The sequence below is a fragment of the Lysobacter sp. M15 genome, from assembly GCF_022662515.1.
Classification (GTDB): domain Bacteria; phylum Pseudomonadota; class Gammaproteobacteria; order Xanthomonadales; family Xanthomonadaceae; genus JAKPBU01.
The window spans coordinates 56,177-82,415 of record NZ_JAKPBV010000016.1; the positions used below are offsets into that span (position 1 = coordinate 56,177).

Consider the following 26,239-nt stretch of genomic DNA (forward strand, 5'->3'; position numbering starts at 1 on the left):
GGCCGCGATGCGCCTGATCTTCTACCCGGCGCGGGCGGCATTCACGGCCAGGGCCGCTCCCGCATAAATGGTCTTATTCGGCCTTCGGCACCATCGCCTCGGTGGTGATGCGCAGCGCCACTTCGTCGCTGACGTTGGGCGCGTACTTGCCCAGACCGAAATCGCTGCGCTTGACCGTGGCGGTGGCATCGAAACCGATCGCCGCGCGCTTGCCCATCGGGTGCTCGGCCGCATTGTTCAGGGTGACATCCAGCACCACCGGCTTGGTGATGCCCTTGACGGTGAGATCGCCGGTCACCTTCAGCTTGCCCTCGCCGGCGGCTTCGACCGCGGTGCTCTTGAACGTGGCGTCCGGGTACTGGGCCGCGTCGAACCAGTCCGCGCTGGTCAGGTGGTCGTAGAAGTCATCGGCCAGTGCGCTGAGGCCCTTCAGCGGCAGAGTGACCTGCACGCTCGAAGCGCCCACATTCTCCGCGTCGTAGACGATCGTGCCATCGGCCTGGCCGAAGTTGACGGTGGGACGCGAGAAGCCGAAATGGGTCCAGGAAGCGAGGACATTGGTGTGGTTGGGATCGATCTTGTAGCTGACCGGAGCCGCGAACGCGACGCCCGTGAAGGCGAACAGGGCGGTGACGAGCAACAACTTGCGCACGGAAACTCTCCTTGTGGACAGGGAATGGGTCACTCGATGCGGCAGGCTTCGTCGAAGCCCAGCCGCGGCGAGCGCGGGAAGATGCTGGCCGGGTCGCCCTTGCCGAGGTTGACCAGGAAATTGGAGCGGATCGACGTGCCCTGGAAAAAGGCCGCGTCCACCTTGGCGTTGTCGAACCCGGACATCGGGCCGCAGTCCAGGCCAAGCGCGCGCGCCGCCAGGATCAGGTAGGCCCCCTGCAGGCTGCCGTTGCGCAGGGCGATCGTGGTCAGCGCGTCCTCGGGCTTGGTGTCGAACCAGCTCTTGGCATCGGTATGCGGAAACAGCACCGGCAACTTGTCGTAGAAGCGCAGGTCGTATGCGACGATCGCGGTGACCGGCGCGGCCATGGTCTTGGCGTAATTGCCTTCATCCAGCGCGGGGCCGAGCCGCTGCTTGGCCGCCTGCGAGCGCACGAACACGAAGCGCGCGGGCGTGGAATTGGCCGTGCTCGGGCCGAACTTCAGCAGATCGTAAAGCCGGTGCAGGGTGGCGTCGTCGATCTCGCCCGAGAACGCGTTGTAGGTACGCGCCTGCAGGAAAAGTTGATCGAGAGCCGGCTGATCGAGGGTGGGTTTGTCGGGCACGGTGGAGGCCTGGGTCATCCGGTTCTCGAAGGACGGCCGCGATTGCGGCGAAGTGGCGCAGTGTAAAGTTCCGCCGGTGAAGCGAACGCTGCGGCTTCGCAACGGATTGGCTACATAAGTGGAACGACCTCCGACAGGCCTGGCGCATTCCCCACGCACATGGACGGTGAGCGACGGCCATGCCGGCAATGTGCGGCAGGCGCAGGCTCTGGTGCATGCGCTCGGGATCGCAGCCGAACGCGACATCGTGCTGCAGCCCGGATGGCTGGCGCAGCAGCTGGCGCCGCGCCGCTGGCCGGGGGCCACGCGGGCCTTCGGCCCTGCATTCGCGTCTGCATTGCAAGCGGCGCCGCAGCTGGCCGTTGGCTGTGGACGTCAGGCCGCGTTGGCCACACGCCTGCTGCGGCAGCGTGGCACGCGCGCAGTGCAGATCCTCGACCCGCGCATCCGGCCCACACACTGGGACCTGGTGGTCGCACCGGAGCACGACGGGCTGCGGGGCGACAACGTCATCACCCTGCTCGGCAGCCTGCACCCGGTGGACGATGCCTGGCTGGCGCAGGCGCGCGCGCACTTTGCAGCGTTCGCCCAGCTGCCGGCACCACGCACCGCGGTGCTGGTCGGCGGCGCCAGCCGGCACGCACGACTCGATGCTGCGGCGCTTCCGATCCTGCTCTCGCAGCTGGATCGCGCCCTGGCGCGCGACGGCGGCAGCCTCTTGCTCACCGCATCGCGGCGCACGAATCCGGCGCTGTTCGACGCACTGCGGGAGTTCGCCTCCCGCTGGCCCGGGACTTGTTGGCTCGGTGCGGCGGACGGCGAGAATCCCTATCCCGGCCTGCTGGCATATGCGGACCGAATCGTCTGTACCGCCGATTCGGTGAACATGATCAGCGAAGCCTGCGCCACCCGCGCGCCGGTCTTCGTCTTCGATCCCGGCTCGGTCGGCGGCAGGCCGCGCCGATTCCTGGATGCGCTGCTCGCGCGCGGACGCATCCAGCCGGTCGACGCCGCGCTCAAATCATTTCCGGCCGAACCGCTCCGCGAAACCGCGCGTGTGGCCGCCGAAGTACGCCGCAGGCTAAGCCTGTAAGCGCATCGCCCGCTGCGCCGGCGGCGACATCGACCCGGCCATGCCCTCTCTAGCGTGTGCGACTGAAATCCAGCCCTGCACGCCGGACCGCAGCCGCCACCGCCTCGCGCGCGGCCGCGATGGCATCGGTCGGCGCGGTCAACCGCGGGCGGCGATCGAGCGTGCAGCGCAGGCCAGCGTCGGTGAGCACCGCATGCGCCTGGCGCAAGGAATTGGCGGTTTCGACATCCAGCAGCCGCGCCTGGCCCGCGGCGGCCAGCAAGCCAGGCGTCGCGCGCGGTTCGAGCAGAGCCGGTGCGCGCGAGGACTCGGCCAGTACCAGCGCCTGCAGCATGAATTCCAGATCCACCAACCCACCCTCGCCCTGCTTGAGATCGAAGCGCGCGGCATCGGAGCGATCGAGTTCCGCGCGCATCCTCCGGCGCATGTCGCCGACGTCGCGCAAGAGCGCGGCATGGTCGCGCACGCGCCCCAGCACCTGGCCGCGCAGGCGGCTGAAGTCGGCGCTTAGCGACCCATCGCCCGCCACGCAGCGCGCGCGCACCAGGGCCTGGTGTTCCCAGGTCCATGCGCGCTCGCGCTGATACTCGCAATAGCTTGCGAACGTGGACACCAGCAGCCCGTGCGTGCCATCCGGCCGCAGGCGCACGTCGACTTCGTAGAGCTTGCCCGCGCCGGTTTCGCTGCCCAGCAGCGCCACGATCTTCTGCGCCAGCCGCGCGAACCAGCGCGGCGCGTCCAGGGAACGTGCGCCATCCGAATGCGCCGTCGCAGCAGCGTCGTACAGGAACACCAGGTCGAGATCGGAACCGAAGGCGAGTTCCTCGCCGCCCAGGCTGCCGTAACCGAGCACGGCGAAGCGCGCGCCCTCGATGCGGCCGTGGCTGCGTTCCACTTCCGCGGTCGCCAGCTTGAGCACGATCGCGACCACCGCATCGGCCAGCCATGCCAGCTGCCGCGCGCTGTCGGTGGCCGGCTGGCGGCCGTCGAGCGTAGCCAAGCCGATGCGGAAGCCGAGCGCCTGGCGGCGCTCGTTGAGCGCCTGCAGCGCGGACTCGACGTCGCCGTGCAGGCCGGTCACGGCGGCTTCGCACTCCTCGCGCAGCCCGTCGCGCCCTGGCAACTCGCCGGACACGCGCGCATCGAGCAGCTCGTCGAGCAGCAGCGGATAGGCGGCGATGCGTTCGGCCAGCAGCGCGCTGCGCGACACCGCATCGACCAGCCGCGTCACGGCCGCCGGCTGTTCGTCCAGCAGCGCCAGGTAACTGCCACGGCGCAGGATGTTGTGCAGCAGCGCCAGCACCCGGAGCAGCGCCGCATCGGGCTGCGACGCGTCCGCTGCAGCCTGCAGCAGCGCCGGCATGACCCGATCCAGGCGCGCGCGCGCAGCATCGGAAAGATCGCGCACGCCGGGCGCACGCGCGAAATCGCGCAGCCTGGCGTCCAGGCCGCCGGCGTCGGCGAACCCAGCCGTGGCCAGCGCGTCGCCATCGCCGCCGTTTGGCAGCGCGAACCAGTAGGCGCCGAGCGCGGCCGGTGCGCGGCTGCGGCCGCGCGGCGCCAGCAGGGCCGCAAATTCACCGGCAACGCGCGCCCGATGCAGCTCCAGTTCGCCCTGCAAGGCCTCCCAGTGGACGAAGCCCAGGCCGCGCGCCAGCCGCAGGCGGGTGAGCGCATCGGCAGGCAGCACATGGGTCTGCTCGTCGCGCAGCATCTGCAGCCGGTTTTCGAGCCGGCGCAAAAAGCGATACGCCGCGGACAGGCTTTCAGCAACGTCGGGGTCGACCTGACGGGCGGCGACCAACCCGTGCATTGCCGGCAGCAACCGGCGTTCCTGCAGCGCCGGTTCCCGTCCGCCGCGGATCAGCTGCAGCGCCTGCACCAGGAATTCGATCTCGCGGATCCCGCCAGGTCCGCGCTTGATGTCGTCGGCCAGCTCCCTGCGTGCCACTTCGGCCGCGATCGCCGCCTTCATCGCGCGCAGCCCGTCGAGCGCGCCGAAATCCAGATAGCGCCGGTAGACGAATGGCCGCAGCGTGGCCAGAAAACGTTCGCCGGCGTCGAGATCGCCCGCGACCGGGCGCGCCTTCTGCCACGCGTACCGCTCCCAGTCACGACCTTCGCGCTGGAAGTACTGCTCCATCGCGGCGAAGCTGAGCGCGATCCTGCCGGCATTGCCGAACGGCCGCAGCCGCAGGTCGACGCGATGGCTGAAGCCGTCCGCGGTCACCTCATCGAGCAACCTGGCCAGCTGCTGGCCGATGCGGGCGAAATAGTCTGGTGCCGCCAGGCTTCTGGCACCGTCGGACTCACCATCGCTCTCGTAGGCGTAGACCAGGTCGACGTCGGAGGAAAAATTCAGCTCGCCACCGCCCAGCTTGCCCAGCCCGAACACGACCAGCCGCTGGACTTCGCCTTGCGCGTTGCGGATCACGCCATGGCGCTGGGCGAAGTCGCGATCCAGCGCGTCGAGCGCGAGCTGCAGGCAGGTTTCCGCCAGCTGCGTGCTGCCGGCGAGCGTTGCGTCCACATCGTCGAGTCCGCGCACGTCGCGCCAGACCAGGCGCGCAGATGCGGCCGCCCGGTAACGGCGCAGCAGCCGCGGCCAGTCCGCACGATTGTCCGGCTCCAGCTGCGGTGCGTCCGGCCATGCGGTGTCGCCGCCTGCCAGTCGCGTCCCCAGCGTGGGTTGGCTGACGAACGTTTCGACTGCGAAATCGCTTGCAAGCGCGACCTGCTCGAATGCCTGCCGATCGACATCGACCGCCACACCCGCGGCTTGCAGCCGCTCCAGCGCCCGCTCGATCACCAGCGCCAATGCGGGCTCGACGTCCATCGCCCGATTCTGGCATGGCCTCCGGAACCGCAAACGAACACGGGCGGCCAGCGCCGCCCGTGCCGTACAACGAAACGCGACGCTTACCGGGTCGCGGCGTCCGCGTCGACCAGGCCCGCACCGAAGCCCTGGCGGCTGCCGACGTTCTGCGCGGTTTCCTTCAGCCAGGAACGCACCTCGCCCGGCGTCCAGTCCGGATGCAGGGCGCGGACCTGGGCGGCCACCGCACTCACGTGCGGCGTGGCCATCGAGGTGCCCGCCATGAAGTAGTACACCGGGACGCCCATGGGTGCGGTCTCGCGGATGCCGGCGTTCAGGATGAAGTACGCCGGATCGCTGCAGTTGCCGGGGCCGCAGTCGCCGCCAGGCGCGGCTACGTCGACAGAAGAGCCGTAGTTGGAATACGACGCAAGGGTGTCTGAACCCGGCGCGGCGACGCTTTCGCCACCCACTGCGATCAGCTGGCTGGTGCCAGTGGCCGACGTGCTCAGCACCGTGGACAGGTCCGAGGGCACGTGCGCCAGCGATCCGTTGAGGTTGTAGGCCGAGTTACCCGCCGATGCCACCAGCAGCGCGCCATTGCGGTTGGCCCACTGCGCGACCCGGTTCCAGGCCAGCCACGAGGCATTGCTGCCCTTGTCGTTGCGCAGTACGTGGCTGCCCAGGCTCATGCTGATCACCGGATAGCCGGCCTGCGTGGCCTGCATGATGGCGCTGAACAGCGGGCCGTCGAACGCGCCGACTCCCTCCACCAGGCCATCGACCGGATCGGTGTAGCGATAGCGGTCAAACACCTTGTACGCGCCGATCTTGGCATCGGGGGAAACACCCACCACCCGGCCGCCGCCGAATTTGGAGGCGATGGTGCCGGCCACGTGGGTGCCGTGGCTTTCGTACGAGGCCGCGACGGGCGTGCAGCCGTCGTCCGGCGACCAGTCCGGATGCGCGTCGAAATCGATCAGGGTGGCGTAGACCGGATAGGCCGCCGAACCATCCGGTCCGACGGTGTTGCAGTAGGTGGTAGACACTGACGCATCCACCTGGCCGACGAGATCCGGGTGCGTGCCCATCACGCCCGTGTCCAGGACCGCGACGCGCGGGGTGCTGGCGGTCAGCGGCAGACGATTCCACAGGGCCGGAGCGCCCATGCGGCGCATGTCCCACTGATAGGTGGCGTAGAGATTGTCGGCGGCAGTGGGGGCGCCGTCGATCTGCGCGAGTTCCTGCTTCGCGGTTGCGGGCAACTTGAACACGTGCTCGCTGCCCACCGACAGCACCTTGCCGTCCTTCGCCATGCGCGCGGCGAATGCCGCATCGCCCTGCACGGTGGCAACGCCGACCTGCTGGAACGAACGCGTGACCTTGCCGCCATTCGCGCGGACGCGCAGCGCGGCGTCGGCAGGCAGGGTGCCGGACTTGAAGACCACCACATAGCGATTGGTGGCGGGAGCGGATGGCGTTGCAGCGTCGACCGACGCGGCAGAGAGCAACACGAGCGAACCGATTGCCGCCGCGATGGCGGTTGCGAGTTTGTGCATGCAAGACCCCTGTTGAAGTGCAGCGCGTGACGGGCGTCACGCTGACACGGAGCGTATCGCAATCCACAGATCGCGTTGCGCCACGTACTGCGGCCTTCGGTCCGGCCACGCAAAGAAAAAGCCCGCAACGACCAAGGTCGCTGCGGGCCTGCTCCCTCCCCCACGTCGGGATGCGGGGAGGATTGTGAAAGTATCGTTAGACCTCGTGCACGCTGCAGTGCAAAAAGAAACCAACGAGTACAGAAATCCGCAAGTTATGCGGCTTTGTTGGAAACGATTTCAAGGTTCGTCAGCACCGCCTCGGCCGCGAGCTCGCCCGATTCGCAGCCACCTTCCATGAAACCCTGGGTTTCCAGCGCACAGTGTTCGCCGGCGAAATGCAGGCCGCCGACCGATTCGCCCATGATTCCGCGCAGGCTGCTCCAGTCGCCGGGCCGCAGGCAGGCGTAGCTGCCACGCGCCCAGGGATGGCTGGGCCAGTGCATCCGTGCTTCGCGCCCGTTGCCGCGTGCGGCGGCGATGCCGGGAAAGATTGCGTCCAGGCTTCGCGTGGCCGCGTTGGCCTGCTCCCTGGCGCTGCCCTGTCCCAGTTCGACGCCGTGCCGGCCGCCGGTGAAGTTGGTCAGCGCGCCGGCGGTGCCGGCCTGCTTGCGACTGGTGTCCCAGGTGGTCTGGAACGGAAGATCGCTCATCACCGCACCGTTGGCGCCGTGCTCGCGCCAGACGCGGCGTTCGTAGCCGATCATCAGCTTGGCGTTGGCGCCGTAACCGAGCGTGTCGATGGCGCGGCGCTTGGCCGCTGGCAGTTCGGCCGAAATGCGGACATCGCGCAGCAGCGTGAACGGCAGGGCGAGGATCACCTGACGCGCGATCACGTCGCGCGATGCGCCCGCGGTACGGAACGTGAGGCGATAACCCTCACTCTGCGATGCGACGGCCTCGAGGACATGCCCGGTCTCGATCGCGTCATCGAGCCGCATCGCCAGGCGCTGCGGGACCAGGTCATTGCCGCCGCGCACGTGGAAGCGCTCATCGCTGGCGCCGAAAATCCTGAACGCGTCCTTCTCTTCGGTGCCGATGAAGGTGAGGAAGTTGAGCGCAGACTGCTGGTCGATCTCCAGCCCCATCTCGGTGGTATAGGCCACGTCGAGCAGCTTGCGCAGCCAGCCGGAAACGCCGTTGCGGTCGAACCATTGCGCGATGCTGAGCGCATCCAGCGCGCGGAACGCCGGATTCGCATCGCGATGGTCGTAGCTGCCATCGCCCGCGGCGGCGAGATCGCGTTCGATCGCCGCGGCGACCGGCACGAAGGCCTCGACGATCTCGCGCTCGCCGATCGCGCGGCCGTCGAAGAACCAGGTGTCGTGGCCGGTATCGCCTTCGAGCAGATCGTCCAGCGCCAGACCCAGTTCCTGCGCCAATGCGCGGATGCGCACGTGGTCGGTGTCGATCAGCTCGCCGCCGAGCTCGATCACCTGGCCCTCCGGAAAATGGTTGCGCAGACTGAGCATCCGGCCGCCGACCCGGGTCTGCGCCTCGAACACGCGTACCCGCACGCCCTGCTGGCGCAGGCGCCAGGCCGCGGTCAGCCCGGCAATCCCGGCGCCGACGATGACCACTTCCTCGCCCCGCGCCATCACCGGATTCGGAACCGCGCTGCAGCCCGCGAGCACCAGCGCCGCCCCGCCGCCCTGCAGCAGGCGTCGGCGTTGTGCGTCGAAGCGCACTTCCCTGCCCCGTGCGTAAAACTCGTCGAGCGGTGCATCGTCGTGCAAGGAAGCACGCGCGATGCGCGCCGCGCGCTGCAGCAGGTGGAACAACGGGGTTCGACCCATGGCTGGTTCCCGGCGGAGGTGTTGCTGGAAACGAACGCGGTGCACGGCCGCGGCGGGACAGCTCAGTCCGGACGCGGCCCCTTGTGCAGGTCCTTGAGGATCTCGCGTGCGGCATTGCGCCCGGGCAGGCCGGTCACCCCGCCGCCCGGATGGGTGCCTGAACCGCACAGATACAGTCCGTCGAGCGCGCCGCGGTAATTGCCCTGGCCCAGCAGCGGCCGCGCGCTGAACATCTGATCCAGGCCGAGTGAACCGTGGAAGATGTCGCCACCAACCAGGCCGAAGCGCCGCTCCAGGTCCAGCGGCGAGAGCGCCTCGTAGCCGAGCACGCTGGCGCGGAAGTTCGGCGCATAGGCATCGACCGTATCGATCATCAGCTTCGCGACCGTGTCGCGATGCGCATCCCAGCCGCCGTCGACCTCGGGATGTACCTGCTGGCAGAACAGGCTGGCGACGTGCTGTCCGGCCTGGGCGAGGCGCGCATCGACCAGCGTGTCGTCCAGGGTCGAGGAAATCACCACTTCCACGATCGGATTGCGCGCCCATCCAGCGTTGTGCGCCTTCGACTTGGCGTCGAAGTAGGCCTGCTCGAAGTACTGCAGCGAGTGACCGATCAGGATCCCGCTCTGGTGGTGCGGCTGCAGCTGCGTGCCAGGCGCGGCGCTGAAGTCCGGCAGCTCCGACAGCGCCACGTTCATGCGGAACGTGCCCGAGCCGCAGCGGTAGCGTTCGAAGCGCTGGGCGATGTCGTCGTCCAGGTGTTCGCGCGCGATGAGCCTGGTGTAGAGCAGCTTGGGGTTGAGGTTGGAGACCACGGTGTTCGCGCGCAGCTCACGGCCGTCCGCCAGCGCGATGCCCACCGCCTTATCGCCTTCTACGATCACGCGCGCGACCTCGGCATCGGTGTCGATGAGCACGCCGCGCACCTCGCACTCCTTGCGCATCGCCGCGGTGATCGCACCCATGCCGCCGATGGCATGGCCCCAGACACCGGCCTTGCCGTTGACTTCACCAAATACGTGGTGCAGCAGCACATAGGCGCTTCCCGGCGTGTACGGGCTGGCGAAGTTGCCCACCACCGAATCCCAGCCGAGCACCGCCTTGAGCGGTTCGGATTCGAACCAGCTGTCGAGCAGTTCGCCGGCCGACTTGGTGAACAGATCGAGCAGATCGCGGCGGCCGCGCATGTCCAGGTGCTTGAGCTGCTTCGCCGCGGACAGCGACGCCATCCAGTCGGCCAGCACGAAGCGGTCGGACACGTTCGGCGGCGTGCGCTGCATCAGCTCGCGCAATACCACCACGACACGGTCGAGCATCGCGTTGTATTCCGGCAGGCGCTGCGCATCTCGCTGCGACCACTTGGCCACTTCCGCCTGGGTGTGCCCGCCACCCAGCCGGAACGCGCGACCGTCCGGCAACGGCAGGAAGTTCGCATAGGGTCGCTCGACCACGCGCAGCCCGTGCTCGGCCAGGCGCAGCTCGCGGATCACCTTGGGGTTGAGCAGGCTCACCGTGTAGCTGGCGACCGAGTTGCGAAAGCCCGGGTGAAACTCCTCGGTCACCGCGGCGCCACCGACGATGCCGCGCCGTTCCAGCACGCGCACCTTCAACCCGGCGCCTGCCAGGTAGGCCGCGCAGACCAGGCCGTTGTGGCCACCGCCGATGATCAGCACGTCGCTGCTGCGCGTATCGCTCATGGTTCGGGGTTTCCGTTGGGTTCGAGCATGCGTTCCACCAGATCGGCCAGGTTTGCAGCTGCGTTGGGCTTTGCCATCGCCACGGCGGCGGCGGCGGCCTGGGGCAGCGTGTCAGGTGCTGCAAACAGCGACTCGAGCCGGCCACGCAACCATGCATCGGTGAAGTCGCTCTCCGGCGTCCACCAGCCCACGCCGGCCTGCGCCAGGGTCTCGGCGTTGCGGCGCTGTTCCTCGCGCGACCCGCCATGCGGGATCGGCACGAAGATCGCCGGGCGACCGGCGGTGAGCAGGTCGGCCGCGGTACTGGCGCCGGCACGGGTAATGATCAGGTGCGCCTGCGCCAGCTGTGCGCCCATGTCGTCGAAGAACGGACGGATGTCGGCGGCGATACCGCCATCGCGCAGGCGCGCGGCGAGGACATCGGCATCCTCGCCCTTGTACTGGAGCGACAGCTGCAGGCGACGGCGCAGCGCCTTGGGCAAGGCAAGCAGCGCAGGCGGCACGATCTCTCCGAAGATGCGCGCGCTCTGGCTGCCGCCGACCACGAGCAGCCGCAGCGGCGCATCCGCGTCGAAGCGGGGATACGCGGCGCGCGCCTCCAGGATCGACGCCCGCACCGGGTTGCCGGTCACCGTCACGCGAGTCGAATCGAACCCTTCCGTGCCGGCGATGGAGGGAAACGAGGAAGCCACGGCGCCTGCGAAACGCAGCAGCTGCCGGTTGGTCATGCTCAAGCGCGTGGCCTGTTCGTGCAGAAGCAGCGGCAGGCCCAAGCTCCTGCCGGCCAGCGCCGGCGCGAAGCTGGGATAGCCGCCGAATCCGGCTACCAAGGCCACCTTGCGGCGCTTCATGTCGGCGCGCGCCTGCAACAGCGCGCGCAGGATCGTCGCACCGGCGGCTGCCTTGCCCGCCAGTCCGCCGGCCAGGCTGCGTGCCGGCAGGACCACGTGTTCGATGCCCTGCAGTGCCTGCACGTACTGCGCGCCGCGTTGCTCGGTATACAGCACCACGGCGTGGCCACGCGCCATCAGCTCGCGCGCCAGCGCCTCGGCCGGGAACAGATGGCCTCCGGTGCCGCCGGCGGCGAGGGCGATGGTCGGAGCAGGAAGCGGTTTGTCGGTCGGCATCGGCGGATTGTCGCCGATCATCATCCGCCCGGGTCGGCGGTGCGCCTGCTCACTGCCTCGTTGTACCCCGAGCGACGCGCGCGGCGCAGGCGCCCGATGACCCAGGCGATGACCGCCAGCCCGATCCCGAGCGGCCACAGCCGGGTCGCGAACACCGTCGCCGCGAGCAGCGCACGCCAACCCGTGCCGAGCGCTTCGCCCATTTCGGCAAAGAAGCCTGGGCCGCGGTCTCGGAGCAGCGCGGCAGTATCAGGCACCGTGTTTTCGCGTACCTGCGAGGGCTCATGCAGCTCCAGCCGCAGCGTGCTGAAGGCGATCCGGTCTTCCAGCTCGCGCTGCGCGACCGTGGCCTCATCGCGGATCGCAAGCATCTGCTCACGCGCAGCGAGCGCGTCGATCTTTTCTCCGGTCCTGGCCGGCTGCGCGGCCGCGCTGCGGATCGCCTGCTGCAGCTCCTGCGCGCGCGCGAAAGCCAGCTGACGGCGCAGCAGCTCGAACTGCACATCATTGGCTTCGAAGTTGCGCGTATCCAGGAACTGCATCTGCCTGGCGATCACGCGCAGGAACGACTGGGTGCGCTCGCCTGGCACCCGAACCACCAGCGATCCCTGGGTGACGACCTCCGACAACTGCAGGCGCTTGAAATCGCCCAACGGACGTTCAAGCTGGCGGATCGTCTGCGTGCTGATGCTGTTGCGCACCACGAAACCGCCTTCGGCGGCCACAGCATCCTCGATCGCCAGGGTCGAGGCATACACGTCCTGGACCTGGAAGCTGGCATCGGCCGTGCGCACGAAGCGCCGCTGCGGACCGGTCGCGGTATTGGCGCTGGATGCGAGCTGGTCGGCGGCCACTCCCGGCTGCTGCACCTGGGCCACGGCCTTGGCTTCCTCCGCGGCGGCGGTGGCATGCGCAGAGCCCGCCTGGGCACGGCCGGCCGCGGGCATCGCCGCATCGGCGGCAACGGAAGACTCGGTTTGAGGCTGGTCGCTGCAGGCTAACAACGCGGCCAGCAAAGCTGCGGCCAGGAATACACGGGGATCGAGCCGGGCCATGCCACGTTCTCCTTGTGAAGGTGCTCCATCAACGCATCGCCGCAGCCGGCGGGGTTAGGGGGCGCCGTGGGCCGGCCCCAAAAAGGAAGGCCCGCTTGCGCGGGCCTTCCGGTGTTGCGATTGCGGCGTCGACGATCCGGATCAGAAATCCATGCCGCCCATGCCACCCATGCCGCCGCCCTGTGGCATCGCCGGCTCTTCCTTCTTCGGCGCATCGGCCACCATGGCCTCGGTGGTGATCATCAGCCCGGCGATCGAGGCTGCGTTCTGCAGTGCCGAACGCGTGACCTTGGTCGGATCCAGGATGCCGAACGCGATCATGTCGCCGTATTCGCCGGTCTGGGCGTTGTAGCCGAAGTTGTCCTTGCCGTCCTTGACCTTGTTGAGGACGACCGAAGGCTCCTCACCGGCGTTGGTGACGATCTCGCGCAGCGGCGCTTCCATCGCGCGCAGGGCGATGGCGATGCCGTGGTTCTGGTCTTCGTTGGCGCCCTTGAGCTCGCCGATGGCCTGCAGCGCGCGCACCAGCGCAACGCCGCCGCCCGGCACCACGCCTTCTTCCACCGCCGCACGCGTGGCGTGCAGGGCGTCTTCGACGCGCGCCTTCTTTTCCTTCATCTCGATCTCGGTCGAGGCACCGACCTTGATCACCGCCACGCCGCCGGCCAGCTTGGCCACGCGTTCCTGCAGCTTCTCGCGGTCGTAATCGGAAGAGGTCTCCTCGATCTGCGCCTTGATCTGCTTGATCCGGCCTTCGATGCCCGAGCTCTCGCCGGCGCCGTCGATGATGGTGGTGTTTTCCTTGCTGATCTGCACCTTCTTGGCGCGGCCCAGATCCTTGATCGTGGCCTTCTCCAGGGTCAGGCCCACTTCCTCGGAGATCACGGTGCCGCCGGTCAGGATCGCCATGTCCTCGAGCATCGCCTTGCGACGATCGCCGAAGCCCGGCGCCTTGACCGCGCATACCTTGACGATGCCGCGGATGGTGTTGACCACCAGGGTCGCCAGCGCCTCGCCTTCCACTTCCTCGGCGACGATCAGCAGCGGCTTGCCCGACTTGGCCACGCCTTCCAGCACCGGCAGCAGGTCGCGCACGTTCGAGATCTTCTTGTCGTGCAGCAGGATGAAGGGATCATCCAGCTCGGCCGACATCGACTGCTGGTTGTTGATGAAGTACGGCGACAGGTAGCCGCGGTCGAACTGCATGCCCTCGACCACATCCAGCTCGTTCTCCAGGCCCGAACCTTCCTCGACCGTGATCACGCCTTCCTTGCCGACCTTCTTCATCGCGTCGGCGATGATCGTGCCGATCGACTCGTCGCTGTTGGCCGAGATGGTGCCGACCTGGGCGATCGCCTTGTCGTCGGCGGTTGGCTTGCTGATCTTCTTGAGCTGCTCGACGGCGGCGATCACCGCCTTGTCGATGCCGCGCTTGAGGTCCATCGGGTTCATGCCCGCGGCCACGCCCTTCATGCCTTCGCGGATCAGTGCGGCGGCCAGCACGGTGGCGGTGGTGGTGCCGTCACCGGCGTTGTCGGAAGTCTTGGACGCGACTTCCTTCACCATCTGCGCGCCCATGTTCTCGAACTTGTCGGCCAGCTCGATTTCCTTGGCGACGGAGACGCCGTCCTTGGTGATCGTCGGCGCGCCATAGCTCTTCTCGAGCACGACGTTGCGGCCCTTCGGGCCGAGGGTGGCCTTGACGGCATTGGCGAGGATGTTGACGCCGCGCAGCATGCGCGCGCGGGAGTCTTCGCCGAAACGGATTTCTTTGGCAGCCATTGTTGCTAACTCCGAAGTTGTGATTCGTAGGGCGGGTTTCGACCCGCCGTCAGGAAAAGGAGATTGCGAAACGGCGGGCTTGGGCCCGCCCTACGCTCAGCCGACGATGGCGAGGATGTCGTCCTCGCGCACGATCTTGTATTCGACGCCGTCGAGCTTGTAAGCGCTGCCCGAGTACTGGCCGTAGATCACCTTGTCGCCGACCTTGACCTTCGGCGCGCGCACGCTGCCGTTGTCCAGGGCCTTGCCCTCGCCCACCGCGAGCACTTCGCCCTTGGTCGGCTTTTCCTTGGCGTTGTCGGGGATGACGATGCCGCCGGCGGTGACTTCGTCGGCTTCGATGGGCTTGACGACCACGCGGTCGTAGAGCGGCTTGAGATTCATGGCACCCTCTGCAAGTGATTGATTGGACAAAAGAAGAAGCGGAATTTTAGCAGCCGCACAGGGCGACTGCCAGAATTGCCGACACAAAGAACCCGCTAGGCGGGACGCGACTGCATATGGGGCTGCGGTCCTGGCCTTCAAGGGCCGAAATGAAAAAAGCGCGCATGGGGTCCATGCGCGCTTGGGAGATAACGCCTGTTCCTGGCCCGGCTGTCCTGGCCGTGTCCCCCCGAGACCCGACTCCTGTCGAAACCGGTCTCCAACCGGTGTGGATGCAGCATCGCCCGTGCCAATACCAAAGCGAAAGCTGGGGCAGACCCTAGGCAGCGCCTGCTAATGGTGGCCGGGGACCCCGATCGGCCCGATTGCATACCCGCATCGGATCAATACGCCCCTTGGTGACCGAAAGTAGACAATTTGTGCCTACTGTTGCTCACATAGTGACCATCGCTATCATTTGCGGCTAACCGGTCGCGCACGCGTTGTTTACTGTGGCTGCCATGACATTTGGCCAGGGAGTTGGCATGAGCTTGCAAGCCCGGATCCGGATGGCCCGCCGCCATGCGGGCCTGACCCAGACCGCTTTGGCGCTGGCCGTGGGGGTCCAGCGCAGTGCGGTCAGTCACTGGGAGTCACCACAGGGCAAGAATCCACGGATGGCGCATCTGCGTGAAATCGCCACCACCACCGGAACCCAGTTCGAATGGCTGGCCACAGGGCGCGGCCCGATGACCCTGGGCCCCGAAGTCGCGCAGTACTCGGTCGCGGCCGCGGATGCCCTGCTGGTCGACGATCCACTGGAAATGCGCCTGCTGCTGGCGTTTCGCGACGCGCCCAGCCGCGGCCGCATGGCGCTGGTGGAACTGGTGGAAGAGCTGGCGCATCAGCGCCTGGGCCGGAGTCGCGCCGCCAGGACCTCCAAGCCGTCGTCCTAGTGCCGCCGCCGGCCGCGCCCGGTGCTCGGCTACCCTAGCGGGCCCTCGATGCCCGGATCTGCCCGTGCCGGCCCTGCTCTGCCTCAGCACCTGCCCCGACGAAGCTACCGCCCGGCATATCGCCGACACGCTGGTAGGCGAGCAGCTGGCCGCCTGCGTGAACCTGCTGCCTGGCGTGCAATCGGTGTACCGGTGGCAGGGAAAGGTCGAGCGCGCCGGCGAAGTGCTCATCCTGGTCAAGACGACCCAACAGCGGTTCGCTAAGCTGCGCGAACGCCTCGTCGCGCTGCATCCGTACGAACTGCCGGAACTGATCGCGGTCGAAATCGCCGACGGATTGCCTGCCTATCTGGACTGGATCGCCGCGGAATCCGCGGCCGGATCCGGATCCCTCTCGAACTGAACACCATGTCCCTGTCGTTGCGCGCCCTGACTTCGTTGCTGTTGCTGCTGTTCGCCGTTCCGGCGCTGGCGATCGACGAGGACGATCTGCTGCCGGTGGACGAGGCCTTTGCGCTGAGTGCGCGCGCCATCGGCCCGGACCGGATCGCCCTGGACTGGACCATCGCCGAGGGGTACTACCTGTACCGACACCGGATCTCGGCGGTCCCCGCCGACGCCACCGGCCAGGCCGCGGCAATTGCCCTGCCGCGCGGCGAGGCGCACACCGATGAATTCTTCGGTCGCGTCGAAACCTTTCGCGGTGCGGTGCGCGGCACGCTCGAGCAGGTCGTGGCACCAGCGGGCAGCATCGCCCTCAAGGTCAAGTACCAGGGCTGCGCCGACCTGGGCATCTGTTATCCGCCGCAGACGCGCACCGTGACCGTGGCGCTGCCCGCGCCTTCGCAGCCGTCAAACACGGGACTGGCCTCGTTGGGCCGTGCGCTCACAGGCCAGGGCGCGGCGCCTGCTCCCGGGGTGGCCGCAACAGGCACAGACGCCATGCCGCTACCGCCCGAGCAGGCGTTTGGCTTCGAAGCGATCGCCGGCGATGGCAACACCCTGCTGCTGCGCTTCACGCCAGCGAAGGGCTACTACCTGTATCGCGATCGCAGCAGCTTCCGGCTGGAGGGCGCCGACGGCATCGCCACCGCCGGGCCCGGCTGGCCGCGGGGGGTGAGCTATCACGACGAGTATTTCGGCAACGTCATCGTCTACTTCGACCAGATCGACGTGCCGTTGCCGCTGCTGCGCGAACGCACCGACGCGGCCAAGGCGGTCCTGGTCGCAACGTTCCAGGGCTGTCAGACCGGTGGAATCTGCTATCCGCCGATGACGCGGCGGGTGGCGGTGTCGATTCCCGCCGGCAAGCTCCGATCCGAAGCCCCGATAGGAGCGACGTCAGTCGCGAGCCCTTCCCCCAAAGGCCCCAACGATGCCAACGCAGAAGTCCCCACGGTGGGAGATCAACAGGTCGCGGCTGACGTCGCTCCTACGAAAGGCGTCGCTTCCAGGGAAGGCGTCGCTCCTGCGATAGGCGTTGCTCCCACGCAAGGCGAGCCGGTGCAGGCCGAGGACCAGCGCCTGGCGGGCGCGCTGTCCGGATCCAATCGCTGGTTCGCGCTGCTCGGCTTCCTCGGGGCCGGCCTGCTGCTGGCGTTCACCCCGTGCGTGCTGCCGATGATCCCGATCCTGTCGGGCCTGATCGCAGGACGCGGCGAGCGCATCGGCGCCCTGCGCGCGTTCTGGCTGTCGCTGGTCTACGTGCTCGCCAGCGCGGTGGTGTTCACCATTGCCGGGGTGATCGCCGGGCTGGCCGGCGCCAACCTGCAGGTCGCGTTCCAGACCCCCTGGGTACTGGTGCTGTTCGCGGCGCTGTTCGTGGCGCTGTCGCTGTCGATGTTCGGCCTGTACGAATTGCAGCTGCCCGCCAGCTGGCGCTCGAAGCTGGGTGCGCTGAGCGACCACCAGCGTGGCGGCTCCTGGATGGGCGTGGCCGCGATGGGCGCACTGTCGGCGCTGATCGTCGGGCCCTGCGTGGCCCCGCCGCTGGCCGCGGCCGTGCTGTATATCGGCCAGACCCGCGACCCGGTGTTCGGCGGCGCGGCGTTGTTCATGCTCGCGCTGGGCATGGGCGCCCCGCTGCTGGCTTTCGGCATGGCGGCCGGTCGCGGCCTGCCCACGTCCGGTCCGTGGATGGTGGCGATCCAGCGCGTGTTCGGGTTCGTCTTCGTCGGACTGGCGATCTGGATGCTCTCGCGCATCCTGCCTGCGGCCGCCACCCTGGCGCTGTACGGGCTGCTGGCGCTCGCCTTCGCCGTGTGGGTCCTTTCGCTGGCCACCCCGGCACTGGGCGAGGGCCGGCGCTGGGCCTTGCGATTCGCCGGTGTCGTGTTCGGGCTGGTGGGCGCGGCCGAGCTGTTCGGTGCGATGGCGGGCGGCCACGATCCGCTGCAGCCGCTGGCCGGTGTCGTCGGCGCGCGGGACGAGCGCCAGGCGTTGCCATTCCGCAGCATCAAGTCCCTGTCCGACCTGGACCGGGAAGTGGCCGCGGCGAAAGCCGCAGGCAAGCCGCTGCTGTTCGATTTCTATGCGGACTGGTGCGTGGCCTGCAAGGAAATGGAGAAGTACACCTTCCCCACGCCCGAGGTCCATGCGGCGCTCGAGGGCTTCGTCCTGCTCAAGGCCGACGTGACCGCCAACGACGCCACCGACCAGGCGCTGATGCAGCGGCTGGGGATCATCGGCCCGCCGGCGACCCTGTTCTATGTCGATGGCGCGGAACGCCGGGAGCTGCGTCTGTTCGGGTTCGAGGACGCGCAAGCTTTCGCCCGGCGCGTGGAGCGGGCACGATGACCGGACGGTCCGCCGCCGGGCGCGGGCGAAGCGGATGAAATCCGGCACCGTGCGGATCCTGCTGGTGGCCGTGGGCGCGGGCCTGGTCGGGGTCGCCGCCAGCCTGCTCACCACTGGCCCGGGGCCACTGCTCCGGTCCGAAGTCGGGCAACGAGCGCTCCAGGGTGCGCTTTCAGTCACCGCACCGAAGCCGCCGGCGGGTGTCGCGGTCGCCAGACCCGGCACGACGATCCCCACGCTCACGCTGCAGGCGCTCAAGGGCGGGGTCGTCACCCTGCCCGGCGCTTATGCGGGGCGCCCGCTGCTGATCAACTTCTGGGCGAGCTGGTGCGGGCCATGCATCGAGGAGATGCCGGAGCTGCAGCGTTATTTCGCCGAACAGGGAAGCAACGGAGCGCAAGTGGTTGGCATCGCGCTCGACGACAAGGCCGCGGTGGACGCCTTCCTGGAACGGGTGCCGGTGCGCTATCCGATCTTGCTCGACACGGCCGGCCCCACCGACAGCAGCGTTCGCCTGGGCAATCCCAAGGGGGTGCTGCCCTACTCGGTCCTGCTTTCGGCGGACGGAAAGCTGCTGAAGCAGCGGATCGGCCCGTTTGCGCCCGGCGAAATCGACAGCTGGGCTCGGGCCATGGCGCAAACCCCCGAATGAGCGCGATCCGGCGGGTTCCCGGTGGACTAGAGCACACACTCAAACAAGCGCTTAAAATTCGGAAATGCGGCTGAATTTCGGCGAACTGGACACCATCCCCGCCTTCGTCCAGACTCGCGCCCTTCCGATCCATGGCGGCGGCGCCGGCGAGATGGCACAGATCCTGGTCCTGCATGGCCCCAACCTCAACCTGCTCGGCACCCGCGAGCCGGAGGTCTATGGTCGCCAGACCCTGGCCGAGATCGACGCAATACTGGCCGCGCGCGCGACGCGCGCCGGCCACGCGCTCAGCAGCGTCCAGGCCAACGCCGAGCACGCCCTGGTCGAGCGGATCCAGAGCGCCCGTGACGACGGCACCGCCTTCATCCTGATCAACCCGGCCGCCTTCACCCACACCTCGGTGGCGATCCGCGATGCCCTGGCGGCGGTCGCGATCCCCTTCATCGAGGTCCACCTGTCCAACCCGCACGCCCGCGAACCCTTCCGCCATACCAGCTACTTCAGCGACCTGGCCGTGGGCGTGGTCTGCGGCTTCGGCGCCAACAGCTATGTGTATGCGCTGGAAGCCGCGCTTGCGCGTCTGGACCAGCACGCCGATGCCGCGCCCGCCGGGCAGGCGCGAACCTCACCCTGACACATCCCAAGAGAGCCCCCATGGATCTGCGCAAGATCAAAAAGCTCATCGACCTGCTCGAGGAATCCAACCTCGCCGAAATCGAGATCAAGGAAGGCGAGGAATCCGTGCGCCTGGCCCGTATCCCGCAGGGCGCCGCCGCCCCCGCGCCGGTGGTGCACCATCTGGCCGCGGCGCCGGCGCCCGCCCCCGCAATGCCGATGCATTCGCCTACCGATGCGGCGACCGGCGGCCTGGGCAAGCCGGCGGCCGAGGCGGGCCTGCCCGAAGGCCATATCGTCCGCGCGCCGATGGTCGGCACCTTCTATGCCTCGCCCGCGCCGGACAAGCCGGCCTTCGTCAGCGTCGGCCAGGCGGTCAAGGCCGGCGAGACGCTGGGGATCATCGAGGCCATGAAAATGTTCAACCCGATCGAGGCCGACATCTCCGGCACGGTGCTCGCGATCCAGTGCGAGAGCGGACAGCCGGTCGAATTCGACCAGCCGCTGTTCGTGATCGGATGAGTCCTTCGACTTCGCTTCGCCACGCTCAGGACGAACGGAACTCATATGCTCGATAAAGTCGTCATCGCCAACCGCGGCGAGATCGCGCTGCGCATCCTGCGCGCCTGCCACGCGCTGGGCATCCGCACGGTCGCGGTGCATTCCACCGTGGACCGCAACCTCAAGCATGTCGCGATGGCCGACGAATCGGTCTGCATCGGGCCGGCGCCATCGAGCGAGAGCTACCTCAACATGCCGGCGATCATCGCCGCGGCGGAGGTGACCGACGCGCAGGCGATCCATCCGGGCTATGGGTTCCTGAGCGAGAACGCCGACTTCGCCGAACGCGTGGAGCAGTCGGGCTTCATCTTCATCGGGCCCAAGGCCGAAACCATCCGGCTGATGGGCGACAAGGTCGAAGCGATCCGGGCGATGAAGGAGGCCGGCGTGCCCTGCGTGCCCGGCAGCGGCGGACCGTTGGGCGACGATGCCGCCGCCAACGTCAAGATCGCGCGCGAGATCGGCTATCCGGTGATCGTCAAGGCCGCCGGCGGCGGCGGCGGACGCGGCATGCGCGTGGTCCATACCGAAGCGCACCTGGCCACGGCCATCCAGACCACCAAGACCGAAGCCAAGGCCGCGTTCGGCAATGACATGGTCTACATGGAGAAGTTCCTGGAAAATCCGCGCCACGTGGAGATCCAGGTGCTCGCCGACGGCCAGGGCGGCGCGATCCACCTGGGCGAACGCGACTGCTCGATGCAGCGCCGCCACCAGAAGGTGGTGGAAGAAGCGCCCGCGCCCGGCATCACCGCCGCACAGCGCGCGGAGATCGGCAAGGTCTGCGTGGAGGCGTGCAAGCGCATCGGCTACCGCGGCGCCGGCACGTTCGAATTCCTGTACGAGAACGGCCGCTTCTACTTCATCGAAATGAATACCCGCATCCAGGTGGAGCATCCGGTGACCGAACTGGTGACCGGGATCGACCTGGTGCGCGAGCAGCTGATGATCGCCGCAGGCGAAAAGCTCTCGATCAAGCAGAGCGAGGTAGTGCTGGAAGGCCATGCGATCGAATGCCGCATCAATGCCGAAGACCCGGAGACCTTCCTGCCCTCGCCCGGCCTGATCGCCCACTTCCACGCGCCCGGCGGCCCGGGCGTGCGCGTGGATTCGCATATCTACGAGGGTTACCGGGTCCCGCCCAACTACGATTCTATGATCGGCAAGCTGATCGTGCACGGGCCCGACCGCGACACCGCGATCGCGCGCATGCGGGTGGCGTTGAGCGAGATGGTGGTGGACGGTATCCGCACCAACATCCCCCTGCAGCAGCGGATCATGGCCGACGGCGGCTTCCAGCAGGGCGGGCAGAACATCCACTACCTCGAGAAGCGGCTGGCCGAGCGCAAGGAAAAATCGCTCTCGATCGTCTGACGACGCCCGTCGCCACGGGGCGCGCGGCGCCTGCCAGAGCGTTGCGCGTCAGACTTTGGGTACGTTGCAGCTCCCCGCCTTCCCGCCACGCCGCCATGCCCTTCCTCGAACTCAGCCTCCCGTGCACCGAAGCCGAGCAACCGCGCTACGAGCGCGCGCTGGAGGATGTAGGCGCGCTGTCGGTGACCCTGCAGGATGCGCACCTGGACGCAGCCGACGAACAGGCGATCTTCGAGCCCGGCGTGGGCGAGATCCCGCTGTGGCATGACATGCGCCTGGCGGCGTTGTTCGCCGCCGACACCGATCCGCTGATGCTGCTCGCGGCGCTAGAGAGCTTCGATCCAGAGCTCGACTGGTCGCAGGCGCGCTTCGACACCGTGGCCGACCAGGACTGGGAACGCGCCTGGCTGGACCAGTTCCAGCCGATGCGGTTCGGCGCGCGCACCTGGATCGTGCCCTGGAATCACGACCTGCCGGCCGAGGCCAGTTCGCCCGACACGGCGGTGGTACGGCTCGACCCGGGACTGGCGTTCGGCTCGGGCACCCACCCCACGACCGCGCTCTGCCTGCGCTGGCTCGACGGCCTGGCGCAGTCCGGCGAGCTGCAGGGGCGCGAGGTGCTCGACTTCGGCTGCGGCAGCGGCATCCTCGCGCTGGCGGCGCTCAAGTTGGGTGCGGCGCAGGCCACCGGCGTGGACAACGATCCGCAGGCGCTCATCGCCACGCGCGACAACGCGCAGCGCAATGGCGTCGCGCCCATGCTCCAGGCGCTTCTTCCGGACGACGCGCCACGCGCGCGCTATCCCATCGTCGTCGCCAACATCCTGGCATCTGCGCTCGATGCGCTCGCCGGCACGCTGGCCGAGCGGGTGCAGCTAGGCGGCCGGATCGCGCTGTCGGGCATTCTGCAGGGTCAGGAAGACGAACTGCTCGCGCGCTATGCGCGCTGGTTCGATGCGCTGCAGGTCGAATCCTGCGAGGACTGGGTGCGAATCGACGGAGTCCGCAATGACGTCGGGAGCGCAGCCAGCGGCGTGGTTGAATAGCCGGCATGTTCTCCAATTGTCCCTATTGCGGATTCCTGGTCGCGCTGGATGAGGCCGGCCAACCGCTGTCGCGCTGTCCCAACTGCGCACAGCGGCTGCGCGAAGACGATGCATCGACTGATGCCGCCACCACGCCGACCGCGCACGACGCCGGAACGACGACGTCCGCCCCGGCCGGTCACGTATCCGAACCCACACCGTCCGCATCGGCACCGTCTCCGGTGCTCGAACCTCCGCGCGGCAAAGCAGACGCCGCGGCTGCGGACACGCGCCGTCAACCCGGCGCGGCGGTTGACCTGCAGCCCATCGCCGTAGCGGACGAGACTGCATCGGCACGGCCCGATGCGACGCCCCCTGCCGTCGTGCCGGACGCAGCGGCGTTGGCACGACAGGATGCGGCTCCGGAAGCGATGACCCCGCAGGCGAATGCGGGCGACGATGCAGGCACGATGCAGGCGGCCGGCCCGGCCACATCCGTATCGAAGGTCCGGACGCCCGAGGGCGAAGAGGCAGCCACGCCGCTCGGTGCGAGCGCGGCCGCTGCCGACGACACATCGCCGCAACCGGCACTGCGGGCCGCACGTCCCGAGCCCCCTGCCGTGGCCGCGGCGGCGGACGTTGTACCAGCCGCAGCGGACGTGCAACCCGCGGAACCAGCGCAGGCGGGGGAACCAGGCGGCGCAGCGCCACCGCTTCCGGCACCAGAATCCGGCACGGAACCGCCATCCGCCATCGCCCCGGAGCCGAATGCGCCGTCTGCGGCGATGATGACCGACGATTCCACCGCAGGGATTGCCGACGAGTCGCCGTCAGCGAGGGCAACGGACACCTCCTCGACCGCGGCCAAAAAGACCTCGACGCCATTACTGGCTGCCGATTCCCTGGCGGCCGCCAAACCCATTGAAGGCGCGCCTCCCGCACCGCCGGACGGCGACGGGCCGGCGGTCTCTGGGAAGGGGGAAGGCGTGGCGATGTCAGCCGCAACACCCGCGGCGACGTTTCCCCAATCCACCGACGCGACCGCCGCAGCCGCACCGGCCGTGCCGCCGAAGCCGGTCCGGCGCAAACCCGGCACGACCGCTGTACCGAGCTTCGCGCGTGCCAGAGCGGGCGCGGTTGCGGTTGATCGCCGGCGGCTCGCGCTGCGTTGGTCCGCGATCGTCGCGCTGTCGTTGCTGCTGATCCTGCAGCTGGTGCTTTCCGATCGCGCGCGACTGGCCGGCGATGCGCGCTGGCGTGTAGTGCTGAAGCAACTATGCGGCGTGTTGCAGTGCACGCTACCGGCCTGGCACGAACCGCGGGCATTCCGCGTGATCGAACGCGACATCACCCTGCGCAGGCCAGGCGTGCTGCGCGTGAGCGCACGCATCCGCAACGATGCGCGCTGGCCCCAGCCTTGGCCGGCGCTGCAGTTGACGCTGTCCGACGCAAACGGACGCGATGTCGCCACCCGGGTCTTTACCCCGAGCGAATACCTGGGCGGCGCGCCAACGCAATCCGAGCTCGGCAGCGGACAGAGTGCGGCACTCTCGATGGAGATCGTCGAGCCCGGTCCACAGGCGGTCGCATTCACCTTCGATTTTCACTAACCACCGCACGCATCGCGGCGTGCGCGGCGATGGCAAGCGCGCAAGCGGCGCGCTAGACTGTGCCCCCGCCGGCAACCCGGCGGTGTTCGTTCCTCCGGGGGGCCGCGTTGAACGCCGACCGCATCGACAGCAAGATTTCGCGCACGCCGCTGCGCGAGCACGTCGCGAATTCGGTGCGTCGCTACATCGGCGACCTCAACGGCAGCGGTACCGACAACCTCTATGAGATCGCCCTGCGCGAACTCGAGATCCCGCTGTTTGCAGAAGTGCTCGAACACTGCGACGGCAACCAGAGCCGCGCTGCGGCCATGCTCGGCATCCACCGCGCCACGCTGCGCAAGAAGCTCAAGGAATACGGTCTGTCTTCGTAGACGCCGACCTCCATATCGGCTTGTGCGGGGATCGCTCGCGGCGCCGCGTCACCTATAATTCCGCGACCTCTCGCTGCCCCGCTCCTCATGCCGCAAATCCCCGCCTCCGGCGACCCGGTGAAGATCCGCCGCGCCCTGCTGTCCGTGTCCGACAAGAACGGGCTGATCGAATTCGCCAGGGCGCTGGCCGCGCGCGGCGTGGAACTGCTGTCCACCGGCGGTACGGCGAAGGCGCTACGCGAGGCCGGCCTGGCGGTTCGGGATGTCAGCGAAGCCACCGGTTTCCCGGAAATGATGGATGGCCGGGTCAAGACGCTGCACCCGGTAGTGCACGGCGGTCTGCTGGGCCGCGCCGGCATCGACGAAGACGTGATGGCGCAGCACGGGATCGAGAACATCGACCTGCTCGTGCTCAATCTGTATCCCTTCGTCAAGGTATCGATGGACCCGGCGAGCAGCTTCGACCAGGTCATCGAGAACATCGACATCGGCGGTCCGGCGATGCTGCGCTCGGCGGCGAAGAATTTCGCACGTGTCGCGGTGGCGACCGATCCATCGCAGTACGCCGGCATCGTCGCCGAGTTGCAGGCCAATGACGGCGCGCTTTCGGCGCGCACCCGTTTCGACCTGTCGGTGGCCGCGTTCAACAACGTCGCCTACTACGACGCCTGCATCAGCAACTATCTGTCCTCGTTGCAGGAGGACGGCAAGCAGACGCTGTTCCCGGCGCAGAACAACAGCAACTTCGTCAAGGTGATGGATCTGCGCTACGGCGAGAACCCGCACCAGCAGGGCGCGTTCTACCGCGACCTGTGGCCGGTGCCGGGCACGCTGGCCACCTTCACCCAGCTGCAGGGCAAGGAGCTGAGCTTCAACAACCTGGCCGACGCCGACGCAGCCTGGGAGTGCGTGCGCCAGTTCCAGCGCGCGGCCTGCGTGATCGTCAAGCACGCCAACCCCTGCGGCGTGGCCGAAGGCGCGGCCTGCGGCGACGCGTACGAACTGGCTTATGCCACCGATCCGACCAGCGCCTTCGGCGGCATCATCGCCTTCAATACGAAACTGGACGCGGCCACCGCGAAGACGATCCTGGACCGCCAGTTCGTGGAGGTCCTGATCGCGCCCGAGTACGACGACGGCGCGCTGGAGATCGCCAGGAAGAAGGCCAATGTGCGGGTGCTGCGCATCCCCCACGGCGAGGGCCGCAACAACATCGACGTCAGGCGCGTGGGGTCCGGGCTGCTGATGCAGACCAGCGATATCCGCGAAGTCGCCCGCGAAGAACTGAAGGTGGTCACGCGGCTTGCGCCCACCCCCGCGCAGCTCGACGACCTGCTGTTCGCCTGGCGGGTGGCCAAATACGTCAAGTCCAATGCGATCGTCTACGCGAAGGATCATCGCACCATCGGCATCGGCGCCGGCCAGATGAGCCGCGTCATCTCTGCGAAGATCGCGGCACTCAAGGCCGAAGAAGCGGGCCTGGTCGTTCCCGGCTCGGTCATGGCCAGCGACGCATTCTTTCCGTTCCGCGACGGCATCGATGCCGCCGCTGCTGCGGGAATCAAGGCGGTGATCCAGCCGGGCGGATCGATGCGCGACAACGAGGTGATCGCCGCCGCCGACGAACATGGCCTGGCCATGGTCTTCACCGGCGTGCGCCACTTCCGGCATTAGG

Annotated in this window: 22 protein-coding genes; 12 read left to right on the forward strand and 10 right to left on the reverse strand. The window is 68.2% G+C overall.

The genetic code is table 11. The features are described 5' to 3' along the window. Positions 1-73 precede the first annotated feature (73 nt). Positions 74-643, reverse strand: coding sequence for a YceI family protein (locus MC380_RS17030; RefSeq protein WP_242166305.1), 570 nt, complete (start codon positions 641-643; stop codon positions 74-76). A gap of 38 nt (positions 644-681) precedes the next feature. Further along, positions 682-1,296 carry a malonic semialdehyde reductase gene (locus tag MC380_RS17035; RefSeq protein ID WP_242166182.1) on the reverse strand — a complete coding sequence of 205 codons (615 nt, stop codon included), beginning with the start codon at positions 1,294-1,296 and terminating at the stop codon, positions 682-684. Positions 1,297-1,396: 100 nt separating this feature from the next. On the opposite strand from MC380_RS17035, the gene MC380_RS17040 reads away from it, so the two are divergent. Then, a complete protein-coding gene (locus MC380_RS17040; protein WP_242166183.1) occupies positions 1,397-2,371 on the forward strand; it encodes a mitochondrial fission ELM1 family protein in 975 nt (324 codons plus the stop codon). Positions 2,372-2,420: 49 nt separating this feature from the next. Here the strand turns inward: MC380_RS17040 and glnE are convergent, their stop codons facing one another. The 8 genes from glnE to groES all read right to left on the reverse strand — a co-directional run bounded on the left by glnE (position 2,421) and on the right by groES (position 14,625). Further along, positions 2,421-5,207, reverse strand: coding sequence for a bifunctional [glutamate--ammonia ligase]-adenylyl-L-tyrosine phosphorylase/[glutamate--ammonia-ligase] adenylyltransferase (gene glnE, locus MC380_RS17045; RefSeq protein ID WP_242166185.1), 2,787 nt, complete (start codon positions 5,205-5,207; stop codon positions 2,421-2,423). Positions 5,208-5,290: 83 nt separating this feature from the next. Further along, the gene (locus MC380_RS17050; RefSeq protein WP_277930019.1) at positions 5,291-6,745 is read right to left on the reverse strand and encodes a S8 family serine peptidase; all 1,455 of its coding nucleotides are present in this window, start codon (positions 6,743-6,745) and stop codon (positions 5,291-5,293) included. Positions 6,746-6,999: 254 nt separating this feature from the next. After that, the gene (locus tag MC380_RS17055; RefSeq protein WP_242166187.1) at positions 7,000-8,580 is read right to left on the reverse strand and encodes an NAD(P)/FAD-dependent oxidoreductase; all 1,581 of its coding nucleotides are present in this window, start codon (positions 8,578-8,580) and stop codon (positions 7,000-7,002) included. A gap of 62 nt (positions 8,581-8,642) precedes the next feature. After that, positions 8,643-10,277 (reverse strand): NAD(P)/FAD-dependent oxidoreductase, encoded by a 1,635-nt coding sequence (locus tag MC380_RS17060; RefSeq protein ID WP_242101469.1) that lies wholly within the window; start codon positions 10,275-10,277, stop codon positions 8,643-8,645. After that, on the reverse strand, positions 10,274-11,404 hold the full coding sequence (locus tag MC380_RS17065) for a UDP-N-acetylglucosamine--N-acetylmuramyl-(pentapeptide) pyrophosphoryl-undecaprenol N-acetylglucosamine transferase (protein ID WP_242166189.1): 1,131 nt from the start codon (positions 11,402-11,404) through the stop codon (positions 10,274-10,276). The genes MC380_RS17060 and MC380_RS17065 overlap by 4 nt, the downstream gene beginning before the upstream one ends. 20 nt (positions 11,405-11,424) lie before the next feature. Further along, on the reverse strand, positions 11,425-12,459 hold the full coding sequence (locus MC380_RS17070) for a DUF4349 domain-containing protein (RefSeq protein ID WP_242166191.1): 1,035 nt from the start codon (positions 12,457-12,459) through the stop codon (positions 11,425-11,427). Between the two features lie 141 nt (positions 12,460-12,600). Then, the gene (gene groL, locus MC380_RS17075) at positions 12,601-14,241 is read right to left on the reverse strand and encodes a chaperonin GroEL (protein ID WP_242101472.1); all 1,641 of its coding nucleotides are present in this window, start codon (positions 14,239-14,241) and stop codon (positions 12,601-12,603) included. Positions 14,242-14,337: 96 nt separating this feature from the next. Beyond that, positions 14,338-14,625: a co-chaperone GroES gene (groES, locus tag MC380_RS17080; protein WP_242101473.1), complete on the reverse strand. Its 288-nt coding sequence runs from the start codon at positions 14,623-14,625 to the stop codon at positions 14,338-14,340. Positions 14,626-15,149: 524 nt separating this feature from the next. On the opposite strand from groES, the gene MC380_RS17085 reads away from it, so the two are divergent. From MC380_RS17085 to purH, 11 genes are all read left to right on the forward strand, one after another. Beyond that, on the forward strand, positions 15,150-15,560 hold the full coding sequence (locus tag MC380_RS17085; protein WP_242166192.1) for a helix-turn-helix transcriptional regulator: 411 nt from the start codon (positions 15,150-15,152) through the stop codon (positions 15,558-15,560). Positions 15,561-15,618: 58 nt separating this feature from the next. Beyond that, on the forward strand, positions 15,619-15,963 hold the full coding sequence (cutA, locus tag MC380_RS17090) for a divalent-cation tolerance protein CutA (RefSeq protein ID WP_242166318.1): 345 nt from the start codon (positions 15,619-15,621) through the stop codon (positions 15,961-15,963). 5 nt (positions 15,964-15,968) lie between these two features. After that, positions 15,969-18,356: a protein-disulfide reductase DsbD gene (dsbD, locus tag MC380_RS17095; protein WP_242166203.1), complete on the forward strand. Its 2,388-nt coding sequence runs from the start codon at positions 15,969-15,971 to the stop codon at positions 18,354-18,356. A gap of 49 nt (positions 18,357-18,405) precedes the next feature. Continuing rightward, positions 18,406-19,008, forward strand: coding sequence for a TlpA disulfide reductase family protein (locus MC380_RS17100; RefSeq protein ID WP_242166205.1), 603 nt, complete (start codon positions 18,406-18,408; stop codon positions 19,006-19,008). 151 nt (positions 19,009-19,159) lie between these two features. Next, positions 19,160-19,642 carry a type II 3-dehydroquinate dehydratase gene (aroQ, locus tag MC380_RS17105; protein WP_242166328.1) on the forward strand — a complete coding sequence of 161 codons (483 nt, stop codon included), beginning with the start codon at positions 19,160-19,162 and terminating at the stop codon, positions 19,640-19,642. A 20-nt stretch (positions 19,643-19,662) separates the two neighbouring features. Continuing rightward, entirely contained in the window at positions 19,663-20,145 is a 483-nt protein-coding gene (gene accB / locus MC380_RS17110; protein WP_242166207.1) for an acetyl-CoA carboxylase biotin carboxyl carrier protein, read from the forward strand. 45 nt (positions 20,146-20,190) lie between these two features. After that, a complete protein-coding gene (gene accC, locus MC380_RS17115) occupies positions 20,191-21,558 on the forward strand; it encodes an acetyl-CoA carboxylase biotin carboxylase subunit (RefSeq protein ID WP_242101478.1) in 1,368 nt (455 codons plus the stop codon). Positions 21,559-21,653: 95 nt separating this feature from the next. Then, entirely contained in the window at positions 21,654-22,604 is a 951-nt protein-coding gene (prmA, locus tag MC380_RS17120; RefSeq protein WP_242101479.1) for a 50S ribosomal protein L11 methyltransferase, read from the forward strand. A gap of 5 nt (positions 22,605-22,609) precedes the next feature. Continuing rightward, positions 22,610-24,193, forward strand: coding sequence for a DUF3426 domain-containing protein (locus MC380_RS17125; RefSeq protein WP_242166209.1), 1,584 nt, complete (start codon positions 22,610-22,612; stop codon positions 24,191-24,193). 107 nt (positions 24,194-24,300) lie between these two features. Further along, positions 24,301-24,564, forward strand: coding sequence for a DNA-binding transcriptional regulator Fis (fis, locus tag MC380_RS17130; RefSeq protein ID WP_242101481.1), 264 nt, complete (start codon positions 24,301-24,303; stop codon positions 24,562-24,564). 87 nt (positions 24,565-24,651) lie between these two features. Beyond that, positions 24,652-26,238, forward strand: coding sequence for a bifunctional phosphoribosylaminoimidazolecarboxamide formyltransferase/IMP cyclohydrolase (gene purH / locus MC380_RS17135; protein WP_242166211.1), 1,587 nt, complete (start codon positions 24,652-24,654; stop codon positions 26,236-26,238). Position 26,239 lies beyond the last annotated feature (1 nt).

Excerpts from the sequence above, each read along its gene's own strand:
- MC380_RS17035 (WP_242166182.1), bottom strand. The coding sequence starts at position 1,296 with ATGACCCAGGCCTCCACCGTGCCCGACAAACCCACCCTCGATCAGCCG.
- glnE (WP_242166185.1), bottom strand. The coding sequence starts at position 5,207 with ATGGACGTCGAGCCCGCATTGGCGCTGGTGATCGAGCGGGCGCTGGAG.
- MC380_RS17050 (WP_277930019.1), bottom strand. The coding sequence starts at position 6,745 with ATGCACAAACTCGCAACCGCCATCGCGGCGGCAATCGGTTCGCTCGTG.
- MC380_RS17055 (WP_242166187.1), bottom strand. The coding sequence starts at position 8,580 with ATGGGTCGAACCCCGTTGTTCCACCTGCTGCAGCGCGCGGCGCGCATC.
- MC380_RS17060 (WP_242101469.1), bottom strand. The coding sequence starts at position 10,277 with ATGAGCGATACGCGCAGCAGCGACGTGCTGATCATCGGCGGTGGCCAC.
- MC380_RS17065 (WP_242166189.1), bottom strand. The coding sequence starts at position 11,404 with ATGCCGACCGACAAACCGCTTCCTGCTCCGACCATCGCCCTCGCCGCC.
- MC380_RS17070 (WP_242166191.1), bottom strand. The coding sequence starts at position 12,459 with ATGGCCCGGCTCGATCCCCGTGTATTCCTGGCCGCAGCTTTGCTGGCC.
- groL (WP_242101472.1), bottom strand. The coding sequence starts at position 14,241 with ATGGCTGCCAAAGAAATCCGTTTCGGCGAAGACTCCCGCGCGCGCATG.
- groES (WP_242101473.1), bottom strand. The coding sequence starts at position 14,625 with ATGAATCTCAAGCCGCTCTACGACCGCGTGGTCGTCAAGCCCATCGAA.
- MC380_RS17085 (WP_242166192.1), top strand. The coding sequence starts at position 15,150 with ATGAGCTTGCAAGCCCGGATCCGGATGGCCCGCCGCCATGCGGGCCTG.
- dsbD (WP_242166203.1), top strand. The coding sequence starts at position 15,969 with ATGTCCCTGTCGTTGCGCGCCCTGACTTCGTTGCTGTTGCTGCTGTTC.
- aroQ (WP_242166328.1), top strand. The coding sequence starts at position 19,160 with ATGGCACAGATCCTGGTCCTGCATGGCCCCAACCTCAACCTGCTCGGC.
- accB (WP_242166207.1), top strand. The coding sequence starts at position 19,663 with ATGGATCTGCGCAAGATCAAAAAGCTCATCGACCTGCTCGAGGAATCC.
- accC (WP_242101478.1), top strand. The coding sequence starts at position 20,191 with ATGCTCGATAAAGTCGTCATCGCCAACCGCGGCGAGATCGCGCTGCGC.
- prmA (WP_242101479.1), top strand. The coding sequence starts at position 21,654 with ATGCCCTTCCTCGAACTCAGCCTCCCGTGCACCGAAGCCGAGCAACCG.
- MC380_RS17125 (WP_242166209.1), top strand. The coding sequence starts at position 22,610 with ATGTTCTCCAATTGTCCCTATTGCGGATTCCTGGTCGCGCTGGATGAG.
- purH (WP_242166211.1), top strand. The coding sequence starts at position 24,652 with ATGCCGCAAATCCCCGCCTCCGGCGACCCGGTGAAGATCCGCCGCGCC.